This window comes from Streptomyces sp. NPDC046900, assembly GCF_040644975.1.
Taxonomy (GTDB): Bacteria; Actinomycetota; Actinomycetes; order Streptomycetales; family Streptomycetaceae; genus Streptomyces.
The window spans coordinates 171,786-191,494 of sequence record NZ_JBEYXD010000013.1; the positions used below are offsets into that span (position 1 = coordinate 171,786).

General features: G+C 70.5%; 18 protein-coding genes and 2 pseudogenes. 13 read left to right on the forward strand and 7 right to left on the reverse strand.

The annotated features are described in order from the left end of the window. The first annotated feature begins 47 nt into the window (after positions 1-47). The 3 genes from ABZ904_RS16200 to ABZ904_RS16210 are packed head-to-tail and all read left to right on the forward strand — an operon-like array spanning position 48 to position 5,223. Entirely contained in the window at positions 48-1,556 is a 1,509-nt protein-coding gene (locus ABZ904_RS16200) for a glycosyltransferase family 39 protein (RefSeq protein WP_359393141.1), read from the forward strand. A gap of 41 nt (positions 1,557-1,597) precedes the next feature. Beyond that, complete coding sequence (locus ABZ904_RS16205) at positions 1,598-2,767, forward strand: glycosyltransferase family 2 protein (RefSeq protein ID WP_359393139.1); 1,170 nt, start codon at positions 1,598-1,600, stop codon at positions 2,765-2,767. Between the two features lie 56 nt (positions 2,768-2,823). Continuing rightward, on the forward strand, positions 2,824-5,223 hold the full coding sequence (locus ABZ904_RS16210; protein ID WP_361823811.1) for a galactose oxidase early set domain-containing protein: 2,400 nt from the start codon (positions 2,824-2,826) through the stop codon (positions 5,221-5,223). A gap of 261 nt (positions 5,224-5,484) precedes the next feature. Here ABZ904_RS16210 and ABZ904_RS16215 read toward each other — a convergent pair whose 3' ends face one another. Further along, positions 5,485-5,619 (reverse strand): hypothetical protein, encoded by a 135-nt coding sequence (locus ABZ904_RS16215; RefSeq protein WP_361823762.1) that lies wholly within the window; start codon positions 5,617-5,619, stop codon positions 5,485-5,487. A gap of 129 nt (positions 5,620-5,748) precedes the next feature. Between ABZ904_RS16215 and ABZ904_RS16220 the strand changes: the two genes are divergently transcribed. From ABZ904_RS16220 to ABZ904_RS16230, 3 genes and pseudogenes are all read left to right on the forward strand, one after another. Continuing rightward, positions 5,749-6,108 carry a hypothetical protein gene (locus ABZ904_RS16220; protein WP_361823764.1) on the forward strand — a complete coding sequence of 120 codons (360 nt, stop codon included), beginning with the start codon at positions 5,749-5,751 and terminating at the stop codon, positions 6,106-6,108. A 288-nt stretch (positions 6,109-6,396) separates the two neighbouring features. Beyond that, positions 6,397-6,759, forward strand: a complete 363-nt coding sequence (locus ABZ904_RS16225; RefSeq protein ID WP_359393111.1) for a DUF488 family protein — start codon at positions 6,397-6,399, stop codon at positions 6,757-6,759. A gap of 235 nt (positions 6,760-6,994) precedes the next feature. Further along, positions 6,995-7,201: pseudogene (locus ABZ904_RS16230) on the forward strand (MFS transporter); the annotation flags it as partial. Positions 7,202-7,323: 122 nt separating this feature from the next. Here ABZ904_RS16230 and ABZ904_RS16235 read toward each other — a convergent pair. Further along, the gene (locus tag ABZ904_RS16235; RefSeq protein WP_361823767.1) at positions 7,324-8,967 is read right to left on the reverse strand and encodes an MFS transporter; all 1,644 of its coding nucleotides are present in this window, start codon (positions 8,965-8,967) and stop codon (positions 7,324-7,326) included. A gap of 228 nt (positions 8,968-9,195) precedes the next feature. Continuing rightward, positions 9,196-9,969 (reverse strand): IclR family transcriptional regulator, encoded by a 774-nt coding sequence (locus ABZ904_RS16240; RefSeq protein ID WP_359393107.1) that lies wholly within the window; start codon positions 9,967-9,969, stop codon positions 9,196-9,198. Between the two features lie 70 nt (positions 9,970-10,039). Between ABZ904_RS16240 and ABZ904_RS16245 the strand changes: the two genes are divergently transcribed. The 6 genes and pseudogenes from ABZ904_RS16245 to ABZ904_RS16270 all read left to right on the forward strand — a co-directional run bounded on the left by ABZ904_RS16245 (position 10,040) and on the right by ABZ904_RS16270 (position 15,013). Further along, a complete protein-coding gene (locus ABZ904_RS16245; protein WP_361823770.1) occupies positions 10,040-11,200 on the forward strand; it encodes a cupin domain-containing protein in 1,161 nt (386 codons plus the stop codon). A gap of 2 nt (positions 11,201-11,202) precedes the next feature. Further along, positions 11,203-12,027, forward strand: coding sequence for a fumarylacetoacetate hydrolase family protein (locus tag ABZ904_RS16250; RefSeq protein ID WP_359393103.1), 825 nt, complete (start codon positions 11,203-11,205; stop codon positions 12,025-12,027). Then, complete coding sequence (locus tag ABZ904_RS16255; protein WP_361823773.1) at positions 12,024-12,656, forward strand: maleylpyruvate isomerase family mycothiol-dependent enzyme; 633 nt, start codon at positions 12,024-12,026, stop codon at positions 12,654-12,656. The genes ABZ904_RS16250 and ABZ904_RS16255 overlap by 4 nt, the downstream gene beginning before the upstream one ends. 11 nt (positions 12,657-12,667) lie before the next feature. After that, complete coding sequence (locus ABZ904_RS16260; protein ID WP_359393099.1) at positions 12,668-13,942, forward strand: FAD-dependent oxidoreductase; 1,275 nt, start codon at positions 12,668-12,670, stop codon at positions 13,940-13,942. Then, positions 13,939-14,176 (forward strand): annotated as a pseudogene (locus ABZ904_RS16265) (3-oxoadipyl-CoA thiolase); the annotation flags it as partial. The gene ABZ904_RS16260 and the pseudogene ABZ904_RS16265, both read left to right, overlap by 4 nt. 228 nt (positions 14,177-14,404) lie before the next feature. Continuing rightward, positions 14,405-15,013: a TetR/AcrR family transcriptional regulator gene (locus ABZ904_RS16270; protein WP_361823776.1), complete on the forward strand. Its 609-nt coding sequence runs from the start codon at positions 14,405-14,407 to the stop codon at positions 15,011-15,013. A 24-nt stretch (positions 15,014-15,037) separates the two neighbouring features. Here the strand turns inward: ABZ904_RS16270 and ABZ904_RS16275 are convergent, their stop codons facing one another. Genes ABZ904_RS16275 through ABZ904_RS16290 form a run of 4 tightly spaced genes read right to left on the reverse strand, consistent with a single transcriptional unit; the run spans position 15,038 to position 18,465 of the window. Then, positions 15,038-15,961: a LysR family transcriptional regulator gene (locus tag ABZ904_RS16275; protein WP_359393095.1), complete on the reverse strand. Its 924-nt coding sequence runs from the start codon at positions 15,959-15,961 to the stop codon at positions 15,038-15,040. 10 nt (positions 15,962-15,971) lie between these two features. Beyond that, positions 15,972-17,111, reverse strand: a complete 1,140-nt coding sequence (locus tag ABZ904_RS16280) for an FAD-dependent oxidoreductase (protein WP_361823779.1) — start codon at positions 17,109-17,111, stop codon at positions 15,972-15,974. Then, entirely contained in the window at positions 17,108-17,296 is a 189-nt protein-coding gene (locus tag ABZ904_RS16285) for a ferredoxin (protein ID WP_359393091.1), read from the reverse strand. The genes ABZ904_RS16280 and ABZ904_RS16285 overlap by 4 nt, the downstream gene beginning before the upstream one ends. Beyond that, complete coding sequence (locus ABZ904_RS16290) at positions 17,293-18,465, reverse strand: cytochrome P450 (protein ID WP_361823783.1); 1,173 nt, start codon at positions 18,463-18,465, stop codon at positions 17,293-17,295. Before ABZ904_RS16290 ends, ABZ904_RS16285 begins: the two co-directional genes overlap by 4 nt. Before the next feature lie 242 nt (positions 18,466-18,707). On the opposite strand from ABZ904_RS16290, the gene ABZ904_RS16295 reads away from it, so the two are divergent. Beyond that, a complete protein-coding gene (locus ABZ904_RS16295; protein WP_361823786.1) occupies positions 18,708-19,682 on the forward strand; it encodes a phosphotriesterase in 975 nt (324 codons plus the stop codon). Positions 19,683-19,709 lie beyond the last annotated feature (27 nt).

Sequence of the window (19,709 nt, forward strand, 5' to 3'; positions counted from 1 at the left end):
GCGCCACTCCACGATTCCGATTCCGCACCTCTGGCCCGGATCTTCTCCTGTGCGGCGTCCTGTTGTCGGTGATCCTGACCGTCCAGGGCTGGAACATCACGCGCTTCCCGACCTTCAGCGACGACGAGGGCACGTACCTCGCGCAGGCCTGGTCGGTCCAGCAGGGCAGGGGGCTGGCCCACTACACGTACTGGTACGACCACCCACCGGTGGGCTGGATCCAGATCGCGCTCATCACATGGCCGGCCTCGCTGATCGACCAGGACGCCATGACGGTGGCGACGATGCGTTACGCGATGCTGCTGGTCAGCGGGATCAGTGCGGTGCTGCTGTACGTGCTGGCGCGACGGCTCGGCCTGCCGCGCTGGGCGGCTGGGCTCGGCATGGCCCTGTTCGGGCTGTCGCCGCTGGCGGTCGTGCTGCAGCGGGAGATCTTCCTCGACAACATCGCGGTGATGTGGATGCTGCTGGCGTTCTGCCTCGCCGCGTCCCCCGACCGCCATCTGTGGCACCACTTCGGGGCCGGGCTGGCCGCCGCCATCAGCGTCCTGAGCAAGGAGACGATGCTGGTCGTGCTGCCGGCGCTGCTGGTGACGATGTGGCAGCACAGCCACCGTGACACCCGCAAGTTCGCGGTGACCGGCGCGGTGGCCGCGTGCGGGCTGACCGGGCTGGGGTATCCGCTCTATGCCCTGCTCAACTATGAACTGTTCCCGGGCCCTGGGCACGTCTCGCTGATCGACGGGATTAGATTTCAGATGAGCCGCACGGGCTCGGGCTTCATCCTCGCCAAGGGCACCGGCTCGCACGCCGTCTTCGAGTCGTGGCTCTACTACGACACTGTGCTTCCGCTCGGCGGGCTTGCCGGCGTTGTGCTGCTGCTCGGTGTCCGGCGCTGGTCGGTGCCGGCCAGGGCGCTGGCCGGTCCCGCTCTCGCCGTGGCGATCCTCGCTCTGGTCGCCATGCGTCCGTCGGGCTATCTGCCCGCCATGTACGTGATCCAGGCGCTCCCCTTCCTCGCCCTGATCGTCGCCGGGGCCGCCGCGAGCGTCACCCACGCAGTGCTGCGTCGCGGCGCCAGGCGCGGCGGCCGGATCTCGCAGTACGCCCGCGGCACGGCGCTCGCCGCCACGGGTGCGACCGCCGCGGTCCTGGTCGTACCGCACTGGTACGACGGCAACCGCACCGCGCTGACCGCCGACGCCAACGCGCCCTACCGGGCGGCCGCCGCCTGGATGCGGGACGACGTGGCGAACCCGGGCCGCACGCGGGCGTTGGTCGACGACGCCCTGTGGCTCGACCTCGTCCACGCCGGATACCGCCCCGGTGACGGCGCCATCTGGTTCTACAAGGCCGACCTCGACCCCGCTGTCGCCAAGACGCTGCCGAACGGCTGGCGGGACATCGACTACGTGGTCGCCTCCCCGACGGTGCGCCGGGACGCCGTCGACCTGCCGACCGTCAAGGCGGCACTGCAGCACTCCACCCCGGTCGCGGTCTTCGGCGAGGGCGCGGACCGCATCGAGATCCGTCGCGTCGCTGGAGGGACCAGGTGAGCGTGTTCAGTAGCAGTACGGAAGAGGCAAACGCCCCCGATCTGCGTGCCGGAGCGCCCCCCGCGCCCGGCTCCGTCACCGTGGTCATCCCCACCTTCAACGAGTCCGGCAACATCCGCGAACTCCTCGCCCAGCTGGCGGATTCACTCCCTGAGCGGCTGCCCCACTGCGAAGTCGTCTTCGTGGACGACAGCACAGACGACACCCCGGCGGTCGCCGAGACGACGGGCCGCGACTGCCCGTTCCCCGTCGCCGTCATCCACCGCGACACCCCGGCCGGCGGACTCGGCGGCGCCGTCGTCGAGGGCCTGAGGGCCGCCGACACCGAGTGGGTCGTCGTGATGGACGCCGATCTGCAGCATCCGCCGTCCCTCGTCCCCGAGCTCGTCGAGACCGGCACCCGCAAGGGCGCCGACCTGGTCGTCGCCAGCCGCTACACCGGTGGCGGCAGCCGCGCCGGGCTCGCCGGGGCCTACCGGGTCGCGGTCTCGCGCGGCGCGACCTGGCTCACCAAGGGCTTGTTCCCGCGGGCCCTGCGCGGTATCAACGACCCGATGAGCGGCTTCTTCGCCATCCGCCGCGACGCGGTGCGCAACCATCGCGACAGCGCCGCGCTGCGCCCGTTGGGGTACAAGATCCTGCTGGAGCTGGCGGTCCGCAGCCGTCCCCGTGCCGTCACCGAGGTGCCCTTCGTCTTCCAGGACCGCTACGCGGGCGAGTCCAAGGCGACCGTCCGGGAGGGAATGCGCTTCCTCGCCCACCTGGTGACGTTGCGCACCGCGTCGCCGGTCGCGCGGGCGCTGGTCTTCGGCTTGATCGGGCTCACCGGCTTCGTGCCCAACCTGGCGGCGTTGGCCGTGCTCACGTCCGCGGGTATGCACTATGTGCCCGCCGAGATTGTCGCGAACCAGTTCGGCGTGCTGTGGAATTTCCTGCTGATCGAACTGCTGCTGTTCCGGGAACGCCGTCGCCATCGCCACTGGGCCGACCGCTTGGGCCGGTTCGGGCTGCTGGCCAATGCCGACCTGGTGCTGCGCATCCCGCTGATCACGATGCTCGTCGGACGACTGGGGATGGGGGTGTTCACGGCAACCGCGTTCGCCCTGGTCGTGACCTTTGTCCTGCGGTTCGCGGGCACCGAGATGCTGGTCTACCTGCCACGCCGCGGCCGCCGGGCAGCCGGCCGCCGGGGAAAGATCGAGGAGGCCTGATGACGAGAAGAGTACGCGGCCCCTTCGCGGCCGCCACCGCCTTCATCCTCGCAGCCATGGCGGCGCCCTTCCTCCTGCTGTCCGCCCCCGAGGCGGCACAGGCGGGCACCAACCTCATCATCAACCCCGGCTTCGAGACGGCCGGAAGCGGCGACATGCCGGCCTGCTGGGAGAAGTCCGGCTGGGGCGACAACGACTTCACCTTCACCACCACCGCCGACGCGCACTCCGGGAGCAAGGCGGTGACGGTCGCCCTGACCCGGCGCGTGGACGGCGACCGCAAGGCGATGATGACCGAGACCCCCGACTGCGCCCCGCACGTGACGACGGGTCAGCAGTACGACCTGTCGGTCTGGTACAAGTCGACGACCGCCGACACCGCGGTCACCCTCTTCCGGCACGACACCACGGCCGGCTGGCAGTACTGGACCGACCTGATGAACCCGGCGGTCAGCGCAGCCTGGAACAAGGCCGAGGTGCGTACCCCGCCGGTTCCGGCCGGCACCGACCAGCTCACCTGGGGCGTGTCCGTCTACGGCGTCGGCAGCGTCACCACCGACGACTACACCGCCGAACTCGTCGGCGGCACACCGCCGGATCCGGCGTGCACCGGCACGGCTGCGGAATGCCAGGACGGCAGGTGGGACGTCCTGCCTGCGCAGAACCCGGTGCGTTCGATGCACTCCGTGGTCCTGAAGAACGGCAAGGTGCTGCTCATCGCAGGCTCCGGCAACAATACCGACAACTTCGCGGCCGGCAGCTTCACTTCCGCCGTCTACGACCCCGAGGCCGGCACCTACAAGGTCATCCCCACCCCCGACGACATGTTCTGCTCGGGCCACATCCAGCTGTCCGACGGCCGTGTCCTGGTCCTGAGCGGCAACAAGGCCTACCCCGCCGCCGATGGCTCGCACGGCTACGAGGGCTACCGGCACAGCTATGTCTTTGATCCGGACACCGAGACCTACACGCAGACCAATGACCTCAACGACGGCCACTGGTATCCCTCGGCGACCGAGATGGGCAACGGGGACGTGATGTCCTTCGGCGGCCTGCGCGAGGACTCCACCGGCTCGGTGACGGCCGAGAAGTGGTCGGCCGCGCAGAACAACTGGCTCCCGCTGTCGCAGGTCAACCAGACCTGGTCCTACTGGGGGCTGTACCCGTCGATGATCCTGATGCAGGACGGCCGGCTCTTCTACTCCGGCAGCCATGTCTTCGGCAACGGCACGCCGGGCACCGGCTCGGCGGTCTACGACTACGACGCCAACACCGTCACGCCCATCAACGGCCTGCAGAACAAGGACCAGCGCGACCAGTCGGCCAGCGTGCTGCTGCCCCCGGCGCAGGACCAGCGGGTGCTGACCATCGGCGGCGGCAACATCGAAAGCAACCCCGACGCCAACCGGCTCACCGACCTCATCGACCTGAAGCAGCCGAACCCGGCGTACTCCGCAGGACCGCTGCTGCCCCAGGGCACGGTCGACCTGCCGACGGGCACCGTCCCGGAGACCGGCGTCCAGGGCAAGATGTACGTCTCGGCCGTCCTCCTGCCCGACGGCAAGGTCCTGGAGACCGGCGGCGGACTGCACAACCGGGCCGACCCCGTCCACGAGGCCTCGATCTTCGACCCGCAGACCGAGACCTTCGCCTCCGTGGCCGCCGACCCCCAGGCCCGCGGCTACCACTCCTCTGCCTTCCTGCTGCCGGACGGCCGCGTGATGGCCACCGGCGACAACCCCGGCAACGGCACGTGGAACCACAATGTGTCGATCTACACGCCGGCCTACCTCTTCAAGGGCCCCCGGCCGCAGATCACCTCGGTCGCCGACAGCCACTGGACCTACGGCAGCACCCAGCGGATCACCGTCGACCGCACCATCGCCAGAGCCGAACTGATCCGCCCGGCCGCAGTCACCCACTCCTCCGACCCCAACCAGCGCTTCATCGACCTGCCGATGACCGTCAACGGCACCACCATTGACCTCAACGTCACCAGCAACCCCAATGTGGCGCCGCCCGGCTGGTACATGCTCTTCGCGGTCGACGCCAACGGCGTGCCCTCGGTGGCGAAGTGGGTCCACCTGGACGCTCAGGCAAGCGCCACCGCGCTGCGCTCCACGGCTTCGGCCGGCGCGGACATCCCGTCCCCGCACATCCATGACTTCGCAAAGGACCTGGCGAACAAGCCCCAAAAGCCAGGGAAGAAGCGCACCTCGGCCTCGGTGGACGTCCACGTCTCCGGCTGCGACAACCGCTACGGTACGCCCGACCTCTGCGTCCCGACGGTCTTCCCGGGCACTGTCAAGAGCACTACGGCCGCCCGCTGCACATGGCTGAGTAGACACGATTTCCAGCTGCCGTTGAAGGTCAACGGTACCGCCGACCCGCTGCGGCTCGATCCGAACCACAACGGCCTGGCCTGCGACCGTACCGACGGCGAGGCGCCCAGGTGACAGCTGTACGGCGGCGGCTCACCGTCGGGCGCTTCGCCGTCTCGCCCAGCCGCCGCACACCTGATGGCCGAGACGGAGTGCGGCCACCCCTCGCGTGGCCCCTGCCCCCGCCGTTTGCGGTGCACGTCCGGGCGCACGCCCTGACCGACGGTATCTCCAGGTCATGGCTGAGCGTCGTCTCTATCCCGGTGATCCGTCCGATGCCCACTGGCGTGATCGAGTCGGTGCTCAGCGTCTGACACGCCGAGCCGCGTCGGCAGGTTAGCCTGCTCCGGCGTCGCGCGTAGCCGCGAGGAAGCCGTCAACGGTGAGTGTGGCGTGGGAGATCAGCGGATACCGCAAGATCATCGCGTCGTAGGTCGACCGCCCTCCGGCCGCCGCGGTGAACGTGGTCACGTGATAGCCGTGTTCCTGCAACTGAGCTCGGGTCGATCAGATCGACCTGCTGATCCTGCACCAGGCACTCCCCTCGGACTTCGACAGGACCCGAAGGAACTGCTGATCGAGGCGACGTACCGGCACGAAGTGCAGCTCCTGTGCGAGGCGGCGCCCGACCTCGCGGCCGCGCTGCCCCCGGTGGACGCGCTGCGGACATGGATGGAGCGCTTCATCGAGTTCATGGCGACCAAGCACGGCATGGCCGACGCACTCCGGGTGGTCCTGACCGACGACGGCCAGCGGCTGCAGACCCGCGTCGACCTCGCCGAAGCGATCGACCGCCTTCTCGCGGCCGGCACCAGCCATGGAGCGACCCGGGAAGACGTGAGTGCCCAGGACGTCCTGATGGCGCTCGGGGGAATCAGCCTCATCGCCGGCAACGAGCGCCGGCCCGAGCTCGCCAGGAAACTCATCGACCTGCTCCTGCACGGCGTCCTGGCAAACTGACCGTCACTCGGCCCCATCACCTGCGACCGGAAGTTGATCACTCTGCTGCGTGGCGGTCGGTTGCGAGGCCGGCCCGATGTCGTACAGGGTGAGTGCTTCTCGTCAATACGCCGTGCCGGCCGCCGCCCTCACCGGAGAATTGTGGTGACTGACCTGGGGGAATCTTGACCCGGTTCGCATGACCAGACTCCGATAAAATGGGCGGGTCGGGAAACATCCGCTTCACCGCGAAGGTAGATCTGTCCGCCCGTGCGGCCAGGTCGGCCGACCGATCTGGAGGGCACTCTTATGGTCAAACAGATCACCTGCCGCAGAGTCTACGAGGAGACCTCGCCGCAGGACGGGAAGCGCGTACTTGTCGACCGGGTGTGGCCACGGGGCATGCGCAAGGAGGACGCGCATCTGGATGAGTGGCTGCGTGATGTCGCCCCGTCGAGCGAACTACGCAAGTGGTACGGCCATGAGACCAGTCGCTTCCCCGAATTCCGTCGTCGCTATGTGGCGGAACTGCGCGACGCGGGGCACCGTGAGGCGGCCGAGCATCTGCGTGACCTGGCGGCGCACGACAAGCTCTTGCTGTTGACCGCCACCAAGGACGTGGATCACAGCCAGGCAGCTGTCCTGGCTGAGTGGCTGACCAAGAAACGGTGACACACATACGAGGGTCCACAAGGACGGCAAGCCGTTGATTTCGATCGTCGACGGGTGGGGGTAAGCGCGTGTCGCGTGCACCGTCGGCGTGGGTTGCACACTCCTTCCCACGGTCACCGCTCGCTGCTGGTCAAGCAGCGTAGGTCTCGGTATGCACCAGCAGCCGCAGGCGCCGCAACGAGCCTTGCTGGAGGCGGACCAGGAGGGCGGCGAGGAAGGCGCGATCCGCGGGAGAAGGGACGCCGTGGCGATGGGCGTCGCGCCGGTGAAGGACGGCATGCCCGCGCAGTTGAAGGCCGCCGTGGTCGAGGGCAGCGGAAACGCCTTCATGAACGGTGTGCATGCCGCCGTTCTCGTCACCGCTGTTCTGTGTCTCGTGGGTGCTCTCCGCGCCGCCGTGGGCTTGCGCGGCGACACCGGCTCCCCTGCCACCGACGGCTGACGGCGGGTCGGGCGGAGAGGCGGGCCGAGGCCGGGCGCACGGCCCCGTCTGCCGCGTCCCGGTGTGCGGCAGACAGGGCCGTGCGCGTCGATCGTCCCGGTGACGTCCTGAACTCGCTGAGCTCAGGGGCGGAGGACGGTGGGGGCGGATTCCGCTCTGCCCGCGCTTCCGGGAGCCGGCGGTGCGGACACCTTGTCCTCGGGAGAGTGGCGGTGGACTCCGATCATGCCGAAGGCGGTCAGGGCCGCCGCGACGGTGGCCGCCACGCCGCACACCAGGAACGCGGTGCTGAAGCCGCTGCCCAGGGCGTCCAGGGCCAGGCCGTGCGCCGCTGATCCCGGGGCGCCGGGCGGCAGGCTGTTCACGGCGATGGGCCCTCCGGCCCCGGCGATCTCCCGTGCCGCCGCCGCTTGACCGGCCGGCAGGTCCGTGCCGGCCAGGTTCGTCGCGAAGGCCGACCCCGCGTTGCCGAGGGCGACCGCGCCGACGACGACGGGACCGAGGACGAAGCCGAGGTCGCGCAGCATATTGGTGGTGGCGCTGGCCATGCCCGCCAGGTTCAGGGGCACGCTGTTCAGCGCCACGGCCGTCACCGAGCTGACGGTCAGGGCGAAACCGATGCCGATCAGCAGGGCGGGCGCGACGAACGCGCCGAGTCCCGGGTCGGTGACATCCAGGCGGGTGAACAGCAGGCAGCCGATCGCCATCAGGACGAATCCGGAGGTCAGCAGCCAGGACGCGGCGACCCGGTGGAGCAGCCGCGAGACGACCGGGATGAGGAGGAAGGCGGGTCCCTGGAGGAGCAGGAACAGGATCGCGACGCGGATCGGGTCCTGGTGCTGTACCGGGCCCATCCACATGCTCATCGCGAAGCAGGCGCCGAGGAAGGCGAGCATGCCGATGACCGCGACGACGGACGACACCGTGAAGGCCCGGTTGCGGAACAGCTTCAGGTCGAAGATCGGCGACTCGGCCCCCAGCTCCACCACGGCGAACCCGGCGAGGAAGCATATGCCGAAGATGAAGGCGAGCATGACGGGAAGGGTGGTCCAGCCCGACTCGGGCCCCTCGACGGCGCCGTACAGCACGAGGACGAGACCGCTGGCGAAGGTGATCTGACCGGCCACGTCGAACTTTCGGCCCTCGGGCGCCTTCGACTCCGTGGCCAGCACCAGGGTGAGCACCATGCTGACCAGGGCGAGTCCGACGAGCACCGAGAAGGACCCGCGCCACGACCCGACCTCGGCGAACATGCCGCCGAGCAGAGGTGAGACGGCGGCGCCGGCGGACAGGAAGCCGCTCCAGAGCGCCACCGCGTGCGCCCGTTCCCGCATGCTGCGGGTGACGGCGGTGATCGCGGTGAGCGAGCCGGGGAACATGGCGCCGGCTCCCAGCCCGTTCAGGGCGGCGCCGATCCACAGCACCTGGACGTTCGGTGCGAGCGCGGCCACGGCACTGCCCGCGGCGACCAGGACCGTGCCGGCCACGACGAGCCGTCGCCGTCCGAAGAGGTCGCCGAGGACACCGAAGGTGAACTCGAAGCAGACCACGGCGATCATGAACGCGGCGGTGATCCACGTCAGTTGGGATCCGTGGGTGTGCAAGTCCTCCTGGAAGAGCCCGAGGAGCGAGGCCGGCAGCGCGTTCGCGACCTGGGCCACGAAGACCGCGCCGCAGGCGGCAGCCAGTGTTCCCGCGTAGCCCGCCATCCGGGCGGCCCCCGCGGTTGGGCCCTGGGACGTCGTCGTCCCGTTGTTGAGCGTCATTGCTGATTCTCCCTGGCTGGGAAAGAAGGGCACCCGGGAAGCGGGAGCCTCGAGAGCTGGAAGTGCTCGGCTCTGCGTGCGCGGTGGGGGAGAGGGGCACGACGCGAGACGGCGCGATGCCGTGGAGAATGACACTCGCTTTACGCCACGTCAATGATATGTTCAGAACCTAAGTCCAATGGACTATCTGCCACAGAATCATTCTCCCTGTCGTGCGAGTCGGGAGTCTCAGCGCTCCGCCAGGTCCTCCTTCAGTGCGTGGGCCGCTGCATTCAGGGCCGTGACCAGGGACTGGAGGTGGTGCGGGTCGTAGCGCACGCTGGGCATCGACACCGACAGGCCGGCCAGCGCGGTGCCGTCCCGGTCGCGCACCGGTACGCCCACAGCGACCAGACCCCGCTCGGACCGTTCTTTGTTGACGGCGAACCCGTTGCGCCGCAGCCGTTTCAGCTCCGTGCGCAGGCGGGTGAGATCCGGTCGGTCGGCCGGACGGTCGCGGTAGCGCTCGGGGGCGTACACCTCGTCCAGTTCCTCGTCGGAGAGGTCGGCGAGCAGGAGCAGTCCCGCTGTGGTGCGGTGCGCCGGGAACACCATGCCCTCCCGGGAGCCGACCCGCAGGGCCTGCCGGCACTCGACGCTGGCGATGAACCGGGCCGTGTCCCCGGTGCGCACCGTCAGGTTCGCGGTCTCGTCCAGCAGGTCGACGACCCGGTGCAGGTGGGGCAGGGCCGCCGCGCGCAGCCGCGAGACCAGGGACTGTGAGTGCGCGGCGAGTTCCAGCACAGGTCCCGCGCGGTAGACGCGGTCCTCGTCCTGCACGGCGAAGTCCCGGTAGACCAGCATCGCCAGGATCCGGTGGGCGGTGGACCGGGCGACGCCCAGCCGCTCGGCGATCTGCGAGACGGTCGCGCCGCCCTCCATCTGCAGGATGGTCGCCGCCCGCAGCGCGTGGTCCACGCTGGCGATCGGGTAGGGCGGCGGTGTCTTCAGCGGCTTGTCCATGGCGTGCCTCCTTGATTCTGCTCTCCAGAATCCCCATGTTCTCTTACCAGACGCGGCGCACGCTGATGCCGTGACTGAGACCTCCATGACCCAAGACATCGCCACGGGTTCCCCGGTCCGGCTCCAGGCTGTCGCCGCGGAGGGGCAGCCCGAGGTCACCCCGGCACTCGAGGAGCTCTACCGCGGGTTCGAACAGGAACTGCTCGTCCCGCTGTGGACCGAGATCGGCGACCTGATGCCGGCCCACCCGCGCTCGCGCGCCGTGCCGCACCTGTGGCGCTGGGAGCGGCTGCGGCAACTGGCGGCCCAGGCCGGCGACCTGGTTCCCGTCGGCCGCGGCGGCGAGCGCCGCGCCATCGCGCTGGCCAACCCCTCCCTCGGCGGACGGCCGTTCGCCACCCCGACGCTGTGGGTGGCCATCCAGTACCTCATGCCCGGTGAGGACGCCCCGGAGCACCGGCACACCCAGCATGCCTTCCGCTTCGTCGTCGAGGGCTCGGGCGTGTGGACGGTCGTCGGCGGCGACCCGGTCCCGATGAACCGTGGCGACTTCCTCCCGCAGGCGGGCTGGAACTGGCACGCCCACCACAACGCCACCTCCGAACCGATGGCGTGGATCGACGGCCTGGACATCCCCTTCCAGTACGTCACCGAGGCGCAGTTCTTCGAGTTCGGCCGCGACGAGATCAGCGACGCCGAGCGCATCACCCCGCAGCGGTCGCGCTCCGAGCGCCTGTGGGGCCACCCCGGCCTGCGCCCGCTGGCGGCCGCCCCGCCCACGCCGGGCAGCCCGCTGCTGTCGTACAAGTGGGACTACACCAACGCCGCTCTCCGCGACCAGCTCCTGCTGGAGAAGGAGGGCTTCGGCGGCACCGTGGGGCCCGGTCACGCCGCGGTGCGCTACTCCAACCCCCATGACGGCTCCGACGTCCTGCCGACCGTCCGCGCCGAGTTCCACCGCATCGCCCGCGGCGCCGAGACCGCGCCGGTGCGCGAGACCGGTTCGTCGGTCTACCAGGTCTTCGACGGCTCCGGCGTGGTGACCGTCGGCGACACGTCCTGGACGGTGACCCGCGGCGACCTGTTCGTCGTTCCGTCCTGGGAGCCGTTCGCCGCCAGGTCCGAGGCCGGCACGACCGACTCCGACGAGGGAGCCCTCGACCTCTTCCGCTTCTCCGACGCGCCCGTCTTCGAGGCGCTCCGGCTCAACCGCACCCAGAAGGACGCCTGACCATGAAGCTCGCCACCATCCGCACCGCCGAGGGCACCAGGGCGGTCCGTCTCGACGGCGACCTCCTGGTCGATCTCGGGTACGCCGACCTGGGCGAGCTGTTCGCCGAGGCCGACTGGCAGGCCAGGGCCGCCGCCTCCGGCACCACCCACCCCGCCGACGGCGCCGACTTCGCGCCGGTCGTGCCCAACCCATCCAAGATCATCTGCGTCGGGCACAACTACACCGGCCACATCAAGGAGATGGGCCGGGAGCTGCCGGACTACCCGACCCTCTTCCCGAAGTTCGCCGACACCCTTCTCGGCGCCGGTGACGACATCGCCAAGCCGACCGAGACCGACGCGCTCGACTGGGAGGTCGAGCTGGCGGTCGTGATCGGCAAGGCGGTACGCCGCGCCGACGAGCAGCAGGCCGCCGACGCGATCGCCGGCTTCACCGTCATGAACGACATCTCGGTGCGCGACTGGCAGTTCCGCACCATCGAGTGGACCCAGGGCAAGATCTGGGAAGCCTCCACCCCGGTCGGCCCCTACGTCGTCACCCCCGACGAGGTCGGCGGCGTCCGCCCCTCGCTCGAGGTGAAGACGGTCGTCGACGGGCAGGTCATGCAGCAGGACGACACCGGCACGCTGCTGTTCGACCCGGTGTTCCTGGTGCGGTACATCTCCACCGTCATCACCCTGCGCCCCGGCGACATCATCGCCACCGGCACCCCTGCCGGCGTGGGCAACGCCCGCGACCCGAAGGTCTTCCTGCTCCCCGGCAACACCGTGGTCACCGAGATCTCCGGTCTGGGCGCCTGCACGAACAAGGTGGTCGAGGCATGACGGACGCCGCACGGACCTCCGCCGACGCGCGCGTGTGGGCCCGCACGGGCACGAAGCTGGTGCACGCCGCCGTCGCGGACCTCGACGAAGCCGGCTTCTCGGCCGACAGCGTGCTGCCCGGCTGGACCCGCAAGCACCTCGCCGCTCATGTCGCCGCGAACGCCGACGCCCTGTGCAACCTCGTGCACTGGGCGGCCACCGGAGAGGAGACGCCGATGTACGCCTCCGCCGAGGAGCGCGCCGCCGGCATCGCCAAGGGCCCGACCCTGTCCGCCGAGGATCTCCGGTCCTGGCTGACCGCCTCCGCGCAGAAGCTCGCCGAGGGGCTGGACCGGCTCACCGACGACCAGTGGCAGCACAGGGTCGTCACCGCCCAGGGCCGCACGGTCCCCGCCACCGAGTTGCCGTGGATGCGCGCCCGCGAGGTGTGCGTCCACGCCGCCGACTTCGGCACCGGCACCACCTTCGCCGACCTGCCGGACGGCTTCCTGACCGCGCTGGTCGACGAGATCCGCGAGAAGCGCGGACCGGCCGACGTGCCCGACGGGCCGCTGCCGGAGGTCGCGGCCTGGCTGACCGGTCGTCCACACTCGCTCGCCGACGCTCCCGAGCTCGGCCCGTGGCTCTGAGGAGTTGAGTCATGTCCCATCCTGATGTGATCGTCGTCGGCGGCGGCATCGGCGGCCTCGGCGTCGCGTTCTCGCTGACCCGCCAGGGCCAGAGCGTCCGCCTGCTGGAGCGCGCCCCAGCCTTCGGCGAGGTCGGCGCCGGCATCCAGCTCGCGCCCAACTGCACCCGCATCCTCGACGACTACGGCCTGCTCGAGGAAGCCAAGAGCCTCGGCGTCGTCCCGGACTCCATGGTCATGCGCGATGCCGTCGACGGCGTCGAGCTGACCCGGCTCGACCTGCGGGACCTGGAGAGGCGCCACGGCTACCCGTACCTGGTCATCCACCGCAGCGACCTGCACGGTCTGCTTCTGCGCGCGTGCGAGCGCGTCGGCGTCGAGCTGATCACCGACGCGCAGGTGACCTCGTACCAGAACACCGACGGCGGCGCCCGCGTGGCCCTCGCCTCCGGCGAGACGCACGAGGCCGGCGTCGTGATCGCGGCCGACGGGCTGCACTCCCCCGCCCGCAAGCTGCTCGTCGACGACGAGCCCGTCTCCTCGGCGTACGTCGCCTACCGCGGCACCGTGCCCGCCGAGCTGCCGCGAGTGGAGTCCGTCGACCTCGGCGAAGTTGTGGTGTACGTCGGGCCCGCCTGCCACTTCGTGCACTACGGCCTGCGCGGCGGCGAGCTGCTCAACCAGGTCGCCGTCTTCGAGTCGCCCAAGGCGCTGGCCGGGCAGCAGGACTGGGGCACGCCCGACGAGCTCGACGCCGCCTTCGCCAAGACCTGCGACTTCGTCCGGGACGGCCTGCCGTTCATGTGGCGGGACAAGTGGTGGCGGATGTTCGACCGTGACCCGATCATGAACTGGGTCCATGGCCGGATAGCGCTGCTCGGTGACTCCGCGCACCCGCCGCTGCAGTACATCGCGCAGGGCGCGATCATGGCGATCGAGGACGGCTGGGTGCTGGGCGAGCACGTCGCCCGCAACCGGGCCGCCGACGGCACGGTCGACTGGGGCACCGCCCTTGCCGCCTACCAGGCGGTCCGCCCGGAGCACTGCCGCCGCGTGCTGAGCACCTCCCGCACGTGGGGCGAGCTGTGGCACCTCGACGGCGTCCCCCGCGAGCAGCGCAACGCACTGCTGCGCGCCCGCGACACCTACGACTACTCGTTCGTCGACTGGCTGTACGGCCCGACCGCGCTGACGCCGGACCAGGAGCCGCCCATGTTCACGCCGATCCCGCTGTCCTCGGCGGACGCCGAGGCCTCGCTGACGGTCGTGGAAGGCAGTGCAGCGTGAGCGATACCTACCTGTACGCGGCCGTCCGTACCCCGAGCGGCCGCTTCAACCGAGCCCTCGCGGGGGCGCGCCCCGACGATCTCGCCGCGACCGCGCTGACCGGCCTGCTGGACCGGGCGCCCGTCCTGGACCGCGCCGCGATCGACGACGTGGTGTGCGGCAACGCCGACGGCGCCGGCGCGGACAACCGCAATGTGGGCCGTACTCCTGGCCGGGCTGCCGGTGGGCGTGCCTGGCCCGGACGGAGTCCGCGTGTGGGAGACGTACGGCATCACGGTGGCTGACCTGCGCAGGCGGCTCTCCCTCGACCTGCTCGCCCGAGCCGCGACCGGTGTCCTGTGCCGAGCGGCACGGGGCACCGGCCGCCCATCCTGCTTTACAGTTCGTCAAGGAGTTATGCGGGGCGTGCGGCGCGGAGTCGGTCCGTACGGTCATCGTGCGGCGGCGCGTTAGGATCCCGGCATGGCGAACCTTCGACAGGCGCAGAAGCAGATGACGCGCCGCTTGCTGCTGGAGTCGGGACTCGAGCTGTTCAAGACGAAGGGGTACGCCGCCACGACGGTCGACGACATCGCGACCGAGGCGGGCACCACCCGGGTGACGTTCTACGCCTACTTCCCCTCCCGCAGCGAGCTGATGAAGGCGCTCATCGACGAGCAGCTCAACGAGGCTCTGCAGCGTGTCAGTTCACCCGAGCACGGCTCCACGGCCCAGAGCCTGGTTGCGACGGTGGCCGACGGGACGCCGGAGGCGATCAATGCCTGGCTGCGGCGTACCGCCGACAGCTGGCCGACGATCCGGCCGATCATCCGCGTGGGCCGGGACGCCGCGGCGGTCGATCCGGAACTCGCCGACCTGGTGGAGCGATGGCTGGAGGAGGCCATCAGCGACATCGAGGACGGACTGACGGCGGCCGGGCGCTTCGCCCCCCATCAGCGCCGCTTCCGGGGCGTACTGGCGATGGCCGAGCTGGACTACGTCGCCCAGCACTGGGAAGGTGCGGACTGGAAGCTCACGCGCGAGCAGATGCTCGACGAGCTCAGCTCCAGCTGGGTGCGGTTGCTGACCTGACCGCCGCCGGGAGCCGGGCCGGTGTCAGATCTCTGCCGCGGCGTCGAACAGCAGCGTCCGGAGCCATGCGACGAAGGACCGGTCGGACAGGCGTGGGTTCCACACCATGTCGATGCCGAGCCCGGGCAGCGGGAACGGGAACTCCTCGATCCGCACGTCGGCGAGCGTCTGCATGGTGGCGGCGACCCGGTAGCGCAGGAGGGCGACGCCGCCCGCGCGGGCCACGAGGAACGGCACCAGCAGGAAGTCGGAGATCCACTGACCGACGCGGTAGGGGATCCCCTTGTCCTCCAGCACCGAGTACGGGAAGACCCGCCGGTCGGTGTCGACCACGATGTGCGGCTCGGTGGTGAGCAGGTCGAGCGCACTCGCCTGGGGCGGGGTGTCCGGTGAGGCCACCACCACGCAGCGGTCGTCGTACAGCCGCTCGCGCGGATACGGCGAGAAGTGCCCCTCGGAGATCAGTACCACGTCGACGCCCCCCTCGGTGAAGGTGGCCTCGGTCGGCACCGTGATGGTCCGCACGCGCAGCGTGGCGTGCGGCGCGCGCTCGGCGACGAGCCGCGTCAGCCGGGGGCCGATGACGAACGCCGTGCTGTTCGTCATGGCGACCGTGATGACCCGCTCGTCCGTGACGGGGTCGAAACAGGGGAAGTCGACGATCTGGGCCGTCTGTTGCAGCGCGCTGCGCAGCGGCGCGATCAGCTCCAGCGCACGCGGGGTGAGCGTGACGCCGCTTCCCTGCCGGACGACGAGCTCGTCGCCCAGCAGACGCCGCATCCTGGTCAGGGCGTGGCTCATGGCGGGCTGCGACAGTCCCACCCGTTCCGCCGCCCTGGTCACCGAACGCTCCTCCAGAAGCGCGAGGAGGGGCACCAGCAGGTTGAGATTGACCGACGCCAGCCGGTCCAGCCCCGAAGCCCGGGTGCCCTCACCGTCGCCGTTCATGGAGCAAACCCTACGCGGCCGCCCAGGTCATGCGGCGCAGCCGGGGAATGGGGATGCGGTGGTTGAGCGCCGCGGCCGTGGTGGTGCCGTCCTCCTGCGACCAGGTCATCAACGCCGGCCCGCCGCCGGGCTCTCCGTCGGCGTACGCCGGCTCCCCGGCCGCCGGGAGGTGTCCCACCGCCTTGAGGGTCAGTCCGAACTGCTCGGTCCAGAAGTAGGGCTGGAACGCGAGCGGCGGTGCGTCCTCGCCGTGGACGAGCGCCCGGGCGGCGGCCTTCGCCTGCTCGATGGCGCTGCTCCACAGGGGGACGCGGCGCAGGCCTTGCGGGGTGGGGAAGGCGGCGAGGTCGCCGACGGCCGCGACCTCGGGACGGGCGAGGCCCCGCGAGTCGACCGGGACGGCGCCGTTCACGACGAGACCGGTGCCGGCGAGCCACTCCGTGTTGGGTACGTCGCCGACGGCCGTGAGCAGGATCTCCGCCGCAAGGACCGCGCCGTCCTCCAGCACGACCCGGGCGTCGCCCGCACGCCCTTCGACCCGGGCCCTGCCGGTCTCGACGACGGTGAGCCCCCGGTCGCGCGCGGCGGCGACGAAGGCACCGGCGAGGTGCGGACCGAGTTGATCGGTCAGCGGCATCCCCTGGGAGACGAGGGTGACTCGGCAGCCGGTGGCAAGGCATCCCGAGGCGATCTCCATGCCGAGCGGGCCGCCGCCGACGACCAGGACCGAGGGCCGGTCCGCGAGGCGGCGGCGCAGCGTCAGCGCGTCGTCGAGTCCGCGCAGGGTGACCTCGTCGGGCAGCTCGGACAGCCGCCGCGCCCGGGAGCCCGTGGCGAGGACGACGCGGTCGTACGGCAGGGCGGTGCCGTCGTCGAGCGTGACGAGCCGTCGGTCGAGGTCGAGCCCGGTCGCGCGCACGCCCAAAAGCTCGGTCGCCCCGTGGCCGGCCGGCGGGAGCGCGTGCGAGGACATGTCGTCGCTGTCGAGCAGCAGTGCCTTCGACAGGGCGGGGCGGCTGTACACCGGGTGCGTCTCGTCGCCGACGACGGTCAACTCGCCGTCGAACCCGGCGTCGCGAAGCGTGTGGGCGGCGGTGAGCCCGGCGATCCCGTTGCCGACGACGACGCGTTCCAGGGTGCCGGCGCTCATTCGACCCTCAGCGCGGCGACCGGGCACACCCGGGCGGCGGCGTTCGCCAGAGCGGCGTCGGCCTGGTCGACTTCCTCGCGATCGAGCACCAGCTCCGCGTCGTCGTCGAGATGCATGAGCTGCGGGGCGGCCTCTTCGCACAGGCCGTGGCCCTCGCAGCGGGCGCGGTCGAGAACGATCCTCATGCGGGGATCACCTCCAGGACAGGGAGCTCTTCGATGCTCCGGGTGATGTTGCTGGGAACACGGACCTCGGGTCCGACGACGAGGCGCTTGACGCGCCGGGAGAGTGCCTCGATCACGGCGTGGGCCTCCAGGCGGGCGAGTCCCTGGCCCGCGCAGCCGTGCGGGCCGTATCCGAACGACAGATGGTCGACCGGGTTGGGTTCGACCAGGAAGGTGTCGGGGTCGTCGTAGTGCCGGGGGTCGCGGTTGCCGGCGCCGAGCAGTAGCGCGATCTGTGCGCCCGCCGGGATGACGGTGCCCTCGACATCGACGTCCCGGGTGGCGAGCCGGCCCCAGACGTTGACGGGAGACCAGAAGCGCAGCACCTCGTTGAACGCCCCCGGTATCAGGGCCGGTTCGACGCGAACCCGGTCGAGCTGGTCGGGATGCGCGGCGAAGAGGGCGACGATGTTGCCGATCGCCGCGACGGTCGTGTCGACGCCGGCGCCCAGGTACTGGTGGATGATGTGGCCGGCCGTGCCCTCGGGGACGGCGCCGCGCGCCTCGGCCTCGAAGATGCCACGGCCCACGGAGCCCTCGGCCAGGTCGTCGGCCGTGACCTCGGAGCACCATCCGTACAGTTGCCCGGCGATGGGGAAGTTCTCGGCCGTGCGCTGGTTCATCGGGCCGAGGACCTGCATGGCGGCCTGGCCCCAGCGCAGCATGTTGTCGCGTACGTGGCCGGTGAAGCCGATCAGGTCCGCGACGACCTCCAGCGGGAAGGCGCGGGCGAGAGCGTCGACGGCCTCGAAGGAGCCCTGCATGACAAGATCGGCGACCAGGGCGTCCGCCTTCGACTCGATCCGGTCCTTCAGGCCGCGCAGGGCGCGCGGCGAGAGGTTCTCCGTGAGCGTGGCGCGCAGCCGGGTGTGCACCGGCGGGTCGGACGCGAGCGAGGTGCCGGTCAGCGCCCGGTTGGCCGCCGGGTTGAACGCGATCGACGCCGAGGAGAAAGACTCCCAGTCCGCGAGTGCGCCGCGGATGACGTCGTACCGCGTCAGTGCGTAGACGTCGTTCTTCGGCAGGTGGACGACGGGGCCCTGTTTTTGCAGCTCGGCGTGGACGGGGCAGGGGTCCAGGACGACCTCGTCGGCGAAGAGGTCGACTTCGGAGGTGGGCGGAGTGTTCATGTCCTCAGTGAAAGTGGCCGACCTTACATCCATCAAGTGAATGATTCACATGGCATTACATGCACGACATTCATGTGCCCGGCCGGCATGCGCCCGTGCTCTGATTTTCCGCCCTGGCGCAACCCTCCGTGCGTTTCGTTTTCGTGGTGTTCGTTTCATTGACGTTATGTAAAGCGAATGGCTAACGTGACGGCAGCCACAGGGTGCACGGTCGCACCCCACACCGGACACGTGAGGCAGTCATGAGCGTGAACAGCAACACCGTGAACACCGTCCTGGGCCCGGTGCCGGCTGAGGAGTTGGGTGTCGTCTCGGTCCACGAGGCCCTGCTGTCGGTGCTCCCCGGTGCGGAGCACGCCTTCGACATCACCCTCGACCGGGCCGAGATCTTCGAGACGCTGGCCGCGAAGCTGAGGGACTTCCGCGCTCATGGCGGCGGCACGATCGTCGACAGCACCGGCATGTTCCACGGACGGGACGTCCGGCTGTACGAAAGCCTGTCCCGGACGACCGGTGTGCACATCGTCGCCTCGACCGGCCAGGGCCCCGAGGAACTCCTCGGCGGGTACTTCCGCACGCCGCAGACCAACCCGCCGACGCCGTGGCCGGCCGACAAGTTCGCCGACCTCTTCACCAAGGAGATCGCCGAGGGCATGGTGGTCCCGCGCGTGGAGCGCCGCGGCCCCGCCGGTCTGGTGGCCACCACCGCGACGCGGACCGGCATGACCGCGACCGATGAGAGCCTGTTCCGCGGCGCGGCCCGCACCGCCCTCGCCACCGGCGTCGCGGTCTCCGTCCGGTACGGCGCCGACGCCGTACACGACCTCGACACCGTTCTCGACGAGAAGCTGCCGGCCGACCGGGTCGTCGTAGGCGGGCTGGACCGCAAGGACGCCGTCGCCGCCGGCGCGCCCGCGAAGGTCGCAGGCCGCGGCGCCTACGTCGCGCTCGACCACGTCGGCACCGAGGACGCCGAGCACCTCACGGACGCCGAGCGCGCCGCCCTGGTCGCCGACCTCGTGAGGGCCGGTCTCACCGACCGGATCCTGCTCTCCGCCGGCGCGACCGGGGTGGCCATGGGGCACCCCGCCAACGACCTGCCGTACAGCCACGTCCTGACCGCCTTCGTGCCGCTGCTGAAGGCGCGGGGCCTCGGCGACGACGACGTGCGGCGGATGCTCGTGGCCAACCCGCGCGACCTGCTCGCGCTGCGCTGAGCGCGCCGGCCCGAACGACCGTCAAGT